General features: G+C 43.8%; 12 protein-coding genes. 10 read left to right on the top strand and 2 right to left on the bottom strand.

The annotated features are described in order from the left end of the window. The coding region (locus WD312_04170) for a recombinase family protein (protein MEX2564280.1) at positions 1-740 on the bottom strand (740 nt) is incomplete at its 3' end. Between the two features lie 474 nt (positions 741-1,214). Between WD312_04170 and WD312_04165 the strand changes: the two genes are divergently transcribed. The 6 genes from WD312_04165 (at position 1,215) to WD312_04140 (ending at position 5,852) form a co-directional block, all read left to right on the top strand. Then, a complete protein-coding gene (locus tag WD312_04165; GenBank protein ID MEX2564279.1) occupies positions 1,215-1,421 on the top strand; it encodes a helix-turn-helix transcriptional regulator in 207 nt (68 codons plus the stop codon). Positions 1,422-1,425: 4 nt separating this feature from the next. Continuing rightward, positions 1,426-2,412 carry a DNA cytosine methyltransferase gene (locus WD312_04160; protein MEX2564278.1) on the top strand — a complete coding sequence of 329 codons (987 nt, stop codon included), beginning with the start codon at positions 1,426-1,428 and terminating at the stop codon, positions 2,410-2,412. A gap of 1 nt (position 2,413) precedes the next feature. Next, complete coding sequence (locus tag WD312_04155; GenBank protein MEX2564277.1) at positions 2,414-3,466, top strand: hypothetical protein; 1,053 nt, start codon at positions 2,414-2,416, stop codon at positions 3,464-3,466. Between the two features lie 7 nt (positions 3,467-3,473). Beyond that, positions 3,474-4,121 carry a DNA repair protein RadC gene (gene radC, locus WD312_04150; GenBank protein MEX2564276.1) on the top strand — a complete coding sequence of 216 codons (648 nt, stop codon included), beginning with the start codon at positions 3,474-3,476 and terminating at the stop codon, positions 4,119-4,121. Between the two features lie 505 nt (positions 4,122-4,626). Beyond that, positions 4,627-5,307, top strand: a complete 681-nt coding sequence (locus WD312_04145) for a hypothetical protein (GenBank protein ID MEX2564275.1) — start codon at positions 4,627-4,629, stop codon at positions 5,305-5,307. A gap of 209 nt (positions 5,308-5,516) precedes the next feature. Beyond that, entirely contained in the window at positions 5,517-5,852 is a 336-nt protein-coding gene (locus WD312_04140; GenBank protein MEX2564274.1) for a hypothetical protein, read from the top strand. A gap of 228 nt (positions 5,853-6,080) precedes the next feature. Here WD312_04140 and WD312_04135 read toward each other — a convergent pair whose 3' ends face one another. Next, positions 6,081-6,743, bottom strand: a complete 663-nt coding sequence (locus WD312_04135) for a hypothetical protein (GenBank protein MEX2564273.1) — start codon at positions 6,741-6,743, stop codon at positions 6,081-6,083. A 65-nt stretch (positions 6,744-6,808) separates the two neighbouring features. Between WD312_04135 and pilM the strand changes: the two genes are divergently transcribed. The 4 genes from pilM to WD312_04115 all read left to right on the top strand — a co-directional run bounded on the left by pilM (position 6,809) and on the right by WD312_04115 (position 9,755). Beyond that, on the top strand, positions 6,809-7,984 hold the full coding sequence (gene pilM, locus WD312_04130; GenBank protein MEX2564272.1) for a pilus assembly protein PilM: 1,176 nt from the start codon (positions 6,809-6,811) through the stop codon (positions 7,982-7,984). A 146-nt stretch (positions 7,985-8,130) separates the two neighbouring features. Beyond that, positions 8,131-8,835, top strand: a complete 705-nt coding sequence (locus WD312_04125; protein MEX2564271.1) for a PilN domain-containing protein — start codon at positions 8,131-8,133, stop codon at positions 8,833-8,835. A 5-nt stretch (positions 8,836-8,840) separates the two neighbouring features. After that, positions 8,841-9,386 (top strand): type 4a pilus biogenesis protein PilO, encoded by a 546-nt coding sequence (pilO, locus tag WD312_04120; protein MEX2564270.1) that lies wholly within the window; start codon positions 8,841-8,843, stop codon positions 9,384-9,386. Between the two features lie 15 nt (positions 9,387-9,401). After that, the gene (locus WD312_04115; GenBank protein MEX2564269.1) at positions 9,402-9,755 is read left to right on the top strand and encodes a hypothetical protein; all 354 of its coding nucleotides are present in this window, start codon (positions 9,402-9,404) and stop codon (positions 9,753-9,755) included. Positions 9,756-9,807 lie beyond the last annotated feature (52 nt).

The following is a 9,807-nucleotide window of genomic DNA, read 5'->3' as shown; positions in this document are numbered from 1 at the left end:
ATAATCGGTTCGTGCTTTCCCTCAAAAATCTCTCCGTTATACCTCATCAATCCCGTATAGATAGGATTTTTGAGAAGTTTTTGATAATTCGACACCGCAAGTTCCTTTCCGCTTTTTCGTTTCAATCCAAGTTCGTTAAATTTGTCGCGGAGTTCCCGCAAAGTGAAGTTTCCAGTGGAATATGCCTCAAATGTCTTTTTGATAAGCGGGGCAATATTTTCATCAGGCACAATACGCTTGTTTTTGTTCACATATCCGAGCGGAGACATTTGAGGCCATATTCCGTCTTTCACTTTGTTGCGATGACCTCGCTTTATATTTTCCGACAAATTGTCTACATAATACTTGGATTGCGAAAAAGCGATTGAGAGCATGAATTTGCCTTGCGGTGTCGGATCAAACCAAAAAGTTGGGAATTTCATTTCTGAAATTGCACCAGTATCAACGAGGTAGATGATTTTTCCTCCATCTACCGAGTTTCTCGCAAGTCTATCAGGATGCCACGCCAAAATACCAGTAGCTTCGCCTTTCTCCATTCGCTCTATCATTTCGTTAAACACAGGGCGACCTGGTATTTTGGCGGTCTGCTTCTCGACAAAGACATCCACTACTTCCAGTTGCTCTTTTAACGCTAACTCTTTTAACTCACTCAACTGGTCAGCAATACTGCGGACTTGTCTGTCTTTGTCGTCCGTAGACTTGCGAGTATATATGAAAAACTTTTTGGTTTGATTATTCATAATGTATTGGCAAACGAGAGAGCCACGCGGAGCGTGGAAAAACCTTTTGGATTCGGGAATTTTTGGCGGGAATGCGTTTGTGTCGCGCCTACGGCGCGACCCCATTTCGGCTTCCAATTCTGATTTTCAATTTTGGCGGTGTGTATTGGACAAAGTTCGAATGTATTTCGGGCAAAATCCGCAGGATTTTGATTAACTTCGCACGCGCGGAGCGCGTAGTGGCTTTGACCCAAATCGTACGCTCCGATTGCGTGGTGATGCCAAAATGCGCCTCGCACGCTCCCTTCGGTCGCGATCCCAAAACCAAAAATTTACTTACTTTTCCTTCTTCGGCGGGGGGTGTGGGGGGAGCCGGCAAAAAATGGAAAGGAAAATTTTTGGTTTTGGTTCCGACGCTTCGTCATTATCCACATAATTGTAATATATCACAAGATTGTTGTATATTACAATAACCATTATAATAAGATTGTGGATATGAATACTCCGTCAATTAAACTCGGGAAAAGTATCAAACGCATACGTCAACAAAAGAAAATGTCGCAGGGCGACATTTGTCGATTGTTGAGCCTAGACCGAGCATACATTAGCAATGTTGAAGCTGGCAAAGCGAACCCAACGCTTGCTACAATAGAAAAGATAGCGAAAGCGTTGGGAGTGAGTAGTAGTGAGCTTTTGAAATAATTATATGACAAAAAACACTAAAACCAAATTAACAATTGCCTCACTTTTTGCTGGCTGCGGTGGCTTGGACCTTGGTTTTCTAGGCGGGTTTGAATCAAACGGGAAAAAATATCAAAAACAACCATTTGTCATAAATTGGGCAAATGATATTGATGAGTCAGCCTGCAAAACTTTCAAAAATTATTTTAATCACGACATTGTTTGTGGAAGTATCGTTGATATTTTGAACGACAAACATGGTGCGATGTTTGATGTACCGCTACCAAAAAAGGTTGATATTGTCCTTGGTGGTTTTCCGTGTCAAGAATTCAGTCACGCTGGAAAGCGCCGAGGTTTCAATAGCGAGAAAGGACTTCTGTATCGCAGCATGGCTGAGGTCATTCGCAGGACAAAACCAATGTTATTTGTAGCAGAAAATGTGAAAGGTCTTCTTACAATAGATAATGGTACGGCCATTGATATCATCAAAGATGATTTTGCAAAACTCGGATATCACGTAAATCATAAATTACTTCTTGCCGCTGATTATGGCGTACCGCAAATGCGCGAGCGTGTAATTATCATTGGGACTCGCAAAAATATGCTTCCTAGGTTTGAGGACGATGACTATCCGAAACCAACCCACAAAGGAATACACGTGTCAGTAAAGGAGGCGTTTGGTGATCTGGAAAATGTTAAAGAAGGTGACTTTTCAAACCACTATTGGTCTAAAGCGAAGAAAAATAAGGGGCAGGGCAACGGAATAATTGACGCAGACGAACCGGGGCCAACAATGCGAACTGAACATCATGGCAACATTGAATATCATTGGAATGGAAAACGCCGACTATCCGCTCGAGAGGCCGCAAGAATTCAATCATTCCCTGATGATATGGAATTCTTGCCGTCCACGTCTCAAGCATATAAACAGATCGGAAACGCCGTGCCACCTGTTTTTGCATGGCATATTGCTAAATCCATAGATAAATTTCTTGATAAAAATTTGAAATAAAATGATTTACGCTGAAAAGAAAAATGCAAAGGAGGAAAATTTTATTACCTTGTTGGAAAAATCCAAAGAACTTTTGGTTACCAAAATTAGAACTGATAACAAAATTACCGCCTTGGATTTTGAAGGATTAGTTTGCGAGAAGATGTGCGATGCCTCTACTGGTACTGAATTTGAGGGCACTATAAAACAAACTGGGGTTCACGCCTTCCCTGATATTGTCGCAAACGGGTACTTTGGTGTTGAGGTTAAGATAACCGTCAAGGATCATTGGACTTCAACAGGAAACAGCGTAATGGAATCTTCGCGCATTGAAGACGTGGAACGAATTTTTATCATGTTTGGAAAATTAGGAGGGCAAGCTGACGTACGATATCGTTTATATCAAGAATGTTTACCAGAAATCAGCGTGACTCACTCTCCTAGATATAAAATCAATATGGATTTACCAACGGGACATTCCATATTCGACAAAATGGGAGTTTCTTATGATGAGCTGCGAACTAGCGGAGATACTATACCGCAAATAAAATCGTATTACAGAAAACAGCTAAAAGACGGCGAGGGCTTGTGGTGGATTGACGAGGAATCAGAATCATCCTCTCCAATTATTAAACAATTTCGAACCCTAGAACCAGAAGACAAAGAAAGATTTAAAGTTGATTGCATGATTTTACTCCCTGAACTCTTCAAAAATCGTGCTAACTATGAGCGAGCGGCCACGTACATGATTACTGAATTCGGAGCAGTATCCACAAGTTTGCGCGATGCTTTCAGCGCAGGGGGACAACAAGAAGTTATAGTCGCTAAAGAGAAGAAGAGTGTGTCGCAAATGCTTTCTCAACTTCATGACTATGCACCAAAAATCGCTAGTCGAATCAATGATATAGACGAAGAATTGTTGAAATTTTACTGGCGAGTCTCATCTATAGAGGAAGATAAACTCGGGCAGTGGAAAGAACTCATAGACAAAGACGTGGTCGGTGGACTTGGCAATCAGCTTCCTTCGCAGGTTTTTGAATCTGGTTATGAAGAAGCAAACACGAAACAATCTTAATTGCGACATGAAGCTCACTGAATTAAAGAAAACAGAACTTCCACGAGAGAAAATGGAAAAGTATGGCGCAAAACGTTTGAGGAATTTTGAATTGATAGCGATCGTTCTTGGTTCAGGAATCAAAGGTTGTAACGTACTTGAGCTTGCGCGAAAGATAGAAAAACTTATAACGCAAAAATCAGCAAATAACGTAACCCTGGAAGATTTACTAAAAATTCGTGGGCTCGGGAAAGCAAAAGCGGTTCAAATACTTGCAGTCATTTCTCTAGTGGATCGTTTTGGAAATGAGCGCAGCGTCGAGGTGTTATCAGCGAAGGATATATGGAATTTATGCGCAGATTTTCGTTCGTTGAAAAAAGAGCACATGGTTGCATTTTATCTTGATACGCAACAGCACTTAATTGAAAGACGTATCATTTCAGTTGGCACACTTGATACTTCACTACTACATCCAAGAGACGTCTTTGAACCCGCCTTGCAATTATCCGCGGCAGGGTTTGTTCTAGCGCATAATCACCCATCAGGAAACCTTAATCCTTCAGACGAAGATATTGCAATCACGAAGAGAGTGGCTGACGCTGGAGATTTACTTGGCATCACCCTGATTGATCACATAATAATCTCTGATAAAGAATTCAAAGTTATGGATTCGTAATAAATCTGCGAGATCGGGTTGTAAAAGAATACAAAATAATTTAGAATACTAGTGAAAACGAGGCGTTAAGCCCGTCCAGTTCTTGCAGATTGCCAAATGACTATCTTCGTATCGCGTCAAACGCGAGGAAGGAGGTGGTCGAACCTTTTCTCGGCATTATTAACTTAATCCGAAAAAGCCTATGGCTAAATGTAAGAATGACGCACCTGGCATGAAAGGTTGCCGTTCTCGAAACCAAAATGGATTGCTACGCGATAAGCGTGACGACACCCATATTGGCACCATCGAGAAACAATACGGTATTGACCTTGGTGTCAGGTCTGATATGCAACTCGGTACTTATCTTGAGAAGCATAACGTCAAATCTCTGAACGACCTTATTACGGGAAGTTAGGGAGAAGCGGGACGAGGCTAACGCCTCGTCTTCGTTTATATTTTACATTCTTTTCCCATTTCTTTGTATATTCTCGTGTTCATAAACGAAGCCATCGAGTGATAAATGACTATGAAACAGCGGATAAATTTTGGAGACAAAAGACAAACAGCGCATTGCGTATATTGTGGTAAGGGAATTGAAACAAAAGAGCATATTCCTCCAAAAGTTTTGCTCGATGAGCCATATCCAGAAAATTTACCAGTTATACGAGCATGTGAAGTTTGTAATCACGGGTATTCCTTGGACGAAGAGTATTTTGCCTGTTTGATTGAGTGTGCTCGGTTAGGAAGCGTAGATTTGGAAGTGATTGAGCGAGATAAAATCCGCCTCATCTTATCAAGAAAGAAGGCTCTAATGAGTAAGTTAGAAAAAGCTGTAGCAAAAACACCAAAGGGACAAACAGCTTTTTCAATTGAACCAGAACGCTTTAGGAAAGTTTTATTAAAAATTGCGCAAGGCCATGCCCTTTTTGAACACAATGAACCAAAGAGAGATGAAAATATTAGTCACTTTGATTTCGGCACATTAGAACTTTTATCAGAAGAATCTAGGTTGAATTTTGAAATGATTCCACTGGCTCATCTAGCTCCTGAAGTCGGAAGTCGTGCAATGGAAAATATATTAACCACTGAAGGAGTCATTGGAGTGCCCTGGGTTGAAGTACAAGAAAATAGATATCGTTACTTGGTTTTTTCTGAAGGAGTAAGGATGGTTTTTAGTGAATACATTTGGTGTGAAATTCTCTGGTAAATGTATTGGGAGTTATTGCAGACTCGAACGAAATCGCCAAGCGAACACGAAGCAAACACCGAGCGGGCATCACGAACGAATGTGAGCGGCCTATGCGAGGTGATTGCGAAGTGTGAGCGGACTCTCAAGCTACCACAGAATGCGGAGACGGGGCGTGCCTCGCCCGACGCAAGGACGGAAAAAAACGAAGTGGAAAGCTCTCAAATATAATGGAGATTGAAACGGAGCTTTTTGGAGGACGAAGCGTCGGAACCAAAACCAAAAATTTTCCTTTCCATTTTTTGCCGGCTCCCCCCACACCCCCCGCCGAAGAAGGAAAAGTAAGTAAATTTTTGGTTTTGGGATCGCGACCGAAGGGAGCGTGCGAGGCGCATTTTGGCATCACCACGCAATCGGAGCGTACGATTTGGGTCAAAGCCACTACGCGCTCCGCGCGTGCGAAGTTAATCAAAATCCTGCGGATTTTGCCCGAAATACATTCGAACTTTGTCCAATACACACCGCATTTACAAAAACAGATGGCTTCTTGCCATCTGTTTTTGTAAACTGAAAGAGTAGGAAGTGAAGCTTCCGGGGATTCGAAAAGCGGTTTGAGATATTTTCAAGCCAAAGGTGCAGAAAATATCCAAACGCTGCACAGAATCTGTAAGATTCGAATCCCTCCCTACCGGCAGGTAAGCCTCCCTCTCCGCATGAAAAACCAGGCTGAAAGAAAATACATGCTACGTAACAATTACGTAGCATGTATATCATCCAAAATACTACTACTAAACCTAATGCGCGATCGTAAATCCGAGCACCTCGCGAGCGCCGGAGTTGATAAGGGCGGCGCGAGCTGCCGCATAGGTGGCACCGGTGGTTGTAACATCATCAATAAGGATCACGATCCGGTTAGCGAGTTTTGTGGGCTCGCTTGTCTCGAATGCTCCTTCCATGTTCTTCAAACGTTCTTCGCGCGAGAGTTCGGTTTGCGGTGGTGAGGAGCGAGTTCGTTTTAGAAGATGCGGAGAATAACTTGCCCACGGTGCATCGAGTATTTTTGTCGTTTCTTTAGCCAGGAGGTCGCTTTGGTTCCATCCGCGTTCGCGCAGGCGTTTGCGCGGCATAGGGACCGGACTGATTACAACCGGTGAAGTAATGGCTTCGACAGGGGTGCGCTCGTCGAATTCGGCCCGGATCTGGTCGGCGAGTATTTCAGCGAATAACTGAACGATCTGCATATTGCCGTGGTATTTTATTTCCCAGACCGCTTCTTTGATCAACGGGTCTTTGTACGAAAAACATGCCGTGAGGGTGGGGTATCGGCTTGGGTTCGCCGGCTGAGCTTTTGCGACAATATCATGAGGTGATGCTTGCTCAAGGAATGCTACACGACGCGGTTGAGGAAATACCATTCCTGCTATCATGTGCTTTATCTTTTCGAATAAGTTACGCATAAGAAACGGGGACAGTGCACTTGTCTGTGCACTATACGTATATGGTACAATAAATCAACGAATTTATGTCGAATTTCTTTTCCAATATAATTTCTCAACTAACCGGCTCATCCGGCGGTGATACGGCGATCGGTATTGATATCGGCACGAGCGCGATCAAGATCGTTCAGCTGAAGAGGGAAAACAATAAGATCAAACTTGATACCTACGGCGCGCTCGCGCTGGGACCGTACGCGGATAAGTATGTTGGGCAGGAAACCGACTTGCCGATCAATACAACAGTAGAAGCATTGACCGATCTCCTGCGTGAATCAAAAACAACAACAAAGCAAGGTGGTATTGCCATACCTTTCTCGTCAGCTTTCATGACGGTAATGGAAGTGCCAAAGCTAGAAGATGACGAATTTGAACAGATGGTTCCGATGGAAGCACGAAAGCATGTTCCGACATCGCTCGATGAAGTGAGTCTTGACTGGACAGTAATTCCGAAAAGTCAGCGAAGTAACAACCAACGCGAAAAACAAGAACAGGAGCAAAAAATAGAGAATAAAGAGAGTGATCAAAGTAACGGTGAAGAGAACAATCAGGTTGGCGAGAAAGTAGATGTGCTTATGGTAGCGATCAGGAATGATATTGTTGACCGGTATAAGCGTGTCGTGTCACGAGCAGAGCTTGACGCGCTTTTTTTTGAGGTGGAGATCTTCTCGACAATTAGAGCGGTTTTGCCTCGTGAGACTGAGCCGGTACTGGTGCTTGATATGGGTGCGGTAGTAACCAAAGTCTACATTATTGAAAACGGTATCGTTCGCAAGACACACACCGTTAACCGAGGTTCGACTGATGTTACCGAGGCGATCGCGAAAGAACTTGAGGTGGATATGGAGGCGGCGGAAATATTGAAACGAGGAATGACCCCGGAAGGACAGACAAAAGACAGAACAGCTGAAGTAAATGAAGCTGCCGCTACTGTCTTTCAGCCATTGCTCAAAGAAGTAAATCTATTTAAAAAAGAGTATTTGCAAGAGCATGGTGAGCTTGATCGATGTGTATTGGTCGGCGGCGGAGTTCTCTTTGCCGGCTTCGAAGCTATGGCTACAGAAGCGCTCTCGGTTCCGTGCAAGCTTGCTAATCCGTTTAAAGATATTTCGGCACCTGCTTTTCTGGAAAATGTTCTTGAAGGGAATGGACCTGAGTTCGCCGTTGCTACCGGTATCGCGTTACGTAGGTTGAATGAAGAATAAGAAATAATGCAAGAGAAATTATGGAGCGTATTATAAAAAGTAGCTTCCACTTTGTGTCTCTGCTTTTAAAGATAAGTAATCCACAGATTTCGAATAGGGAGTTGCAAGGCTCTTCTGTATAATGAAAGCAGAAAATAAAGTTATCTATGCCAAACTCGAGCCTCAACACATCGTTCATACCTAAGCAAAATAATGGATCAGGACATTCTCGGAAAAAAACCGGATTCGGGCTTCCACTCTTGGGTGCATCGCTAGCCCTTCTTTTGGTTCTGGGTGCCTGGACCGGACTTGAGTTGTATCATAATTATCTCGAAGTTGAGATCGAAGAACGTAAAGGGGAGATAGATGATGAGCGGGCAACGCTCAACACAGAAGCTGTAGACGAGCTTCTGCGAGCCGATCGACGTATGAAATTAGCGGATGATATACTCCGTCGCCACATAGCACCCTCGAATATATTTCAAGAACTCGAAGATCTCACAGCTTCAGGTCTTCGTTACACCTCGCTTTCTTATACAGGAACTCCAAATGGTGGTGCTACTATAGAACTTGAAGGAGAAGCTCATAATTTTGGAACGGTGGTCACGCTTGCAGATACATTTACTGCGTCGCCGTTTTTCAGTACAGCAGAGTTTTTTGATCTGAATAAGTCAGAGGAAGAGGGCGCACGAGGCGTGACCTTTGCCGCTGAGCTCACCGTGTCTGCCGGTGATATGCGGTACACCGGGGAATCTGCATCAGAGGTGCTTGGAGTTAGCGATGAAGAGAGTGAAGAAATTGGCGAAGGCGCTGATGGCAGTGTTGACGATGAGGTAGAAGATGAAGCAGTTGATAATAACGACGAGAATTAATTTATATGAAACAGATCATCGCAGCCGGAACACTTGTCGTTGCTCTTATTGCGGCGTATGTCTATGTTTGGCCGGCGTATCAAGAGGTGGAGGCAACTCAAGCAGAACTTGATGAGCATGATCTGGCTCTTGAGAAGATCGGTGAATTTAAATCACTTCGCGATACCTATCTTGCACAATACAACGATCTTCCGGAAGAACAGGTTCAACGAATGGAAACGCTTCTGCCTAATGTAGCCGACAGACTTCGTCTCGTTATGAATATTGACGCCTTTGCCACTGAATTTGGTGTCGAGATCACCGGGATCGAGGTGGCAGAACCGGAAGATCGATCCGGACGCTCCGACGAGCAACAAAACAATGATCCGTATGAGACCATTGAGGTTAGCTTTGCCTTTGAGGATAATTACAATTCACTTATTGCTTTTCTGGAAGGGCTTGAATCACGGTTGCGCCTGTTGGATGTAACTTCGATCAAGGTCGACACAAACACCGACGGACCGACTTCGTATAGCTACTCAGTAACCTTGCGTACGTACGCGCTTCAATAAAATAAGAATCATATTATGTGGGATGTCATCAAAAAAAATAAGTATAGTGTCGGACTACTCGCTTTAGCAGTGATCGCTGTCATTGTCTACAGTGTGTTCTATATGACCGACGGGGTGTCACTTGGCGGTGATAACCAGCAGGAAACTGTAAGCGTATCAAGCGAGCGGGTAGGAGAAGATATCTTTCGGCTTATTGAGCAGCTTGAGCGGATAGATCTTAATCCTGCTATTTTCGATCGGCCGGAATTCGCCACATTGAGTGGCTTTGATTACGTTATTCGACCACGAAGCGAGGGGCGCTCTGATCCGTTTGCTCCGATCGGTGGCGCTTCCGGTGATCGTGGTCTAACCCGCCAAACATCTGAGTAAGGTGGGTACCGTCTAGAATGGTTGCCGGGTTCTTGATCTATAAGATGAATGT

The sequence above is a fragment of the Candidatus Paceibacterota bacterium genome, from assembly GCA_040905715.1.
Lineage (GTDB): Bacteria > Patescibacteriota > Minisyncoccia > Phycocordibacterales > CSBR16-193 > JBBDHZ01.
The sequence above is the reverse complement of the archived record's forward strand: the minus strand, read 5'-3'. Positions and strand labels throughout refer to the sequence as shown.

Coding starts and splice junctions, on each gene's coding strand:
- pilM (MEX2564272.1), top strand. CDS start 6,809: ATGTCGAATTTCTTTTCCAATATAATTTCTCAACTAACCGGCTCATCC.
- WD312_04165 (MEX2564279.1), top strand. CDS start 1,215: ATGAATACTCCGTCAATTAAACTCGGGAAAAGTATCAAACGCATACGT.
- WD312_04115 (MEX2564269.1), top strand. CDS start 9,402: ATGTGGGATGTCATCAAAAAAAATAAGTATAGTGTCGGACTACTCGCT.
- WD312_04160 (MEX2564278.1), top strand. CDS start 1,426: ATGACAAAAAACACTAAAACCAAATTAACAATTGCCTCACTTTTTGCT.
- WD312_04140 (MEX2564274.1), top strand. CDS start 5,517: ATGGAGATTGAAACGGAGCTTTTTGGAGGACGAAGCGTCGGAACCAAA.
- WD312_04155 (MEX2564277.1), top strand. CDS start 2,414: ATGATTTACGCTGAAAAGAAAAATGCAAAGGAGGAAAATTTTATTACC.
- WD312_04125 (MEX2564271.1), top strand. CDS start 8,131: ATGCCAAACTCGAGCCTCAACACATCGTTCATACCTAAGCAAAATAAT.
- WD312_04135 (MEX2564273.1), bottom strand. CDS start 6,743: ATGCGTAACTTATTCGAAAAGATAAAGCACATGATAGCAGGAATGGTA.
- WD312_04145 (MEX2564275.1), top strand. CDS start 4,627: ATGAAACAGCGGATAAATTTTGGAGACAAAAGACAAACAGCGCATTGC.
- pilO (MEX2564270.1), top strand. CDS start 8,841: ATGAAACAGATCATCGCAGCCGGAACACTTGTCGTTGCTCTTATTGCG.
- radC (MEX2564276.1), top strand. CDS start 3,474: ATGAAGCTCACTGAATTAAAGAAAACAGAACTTCCACGAGAGAAAATG.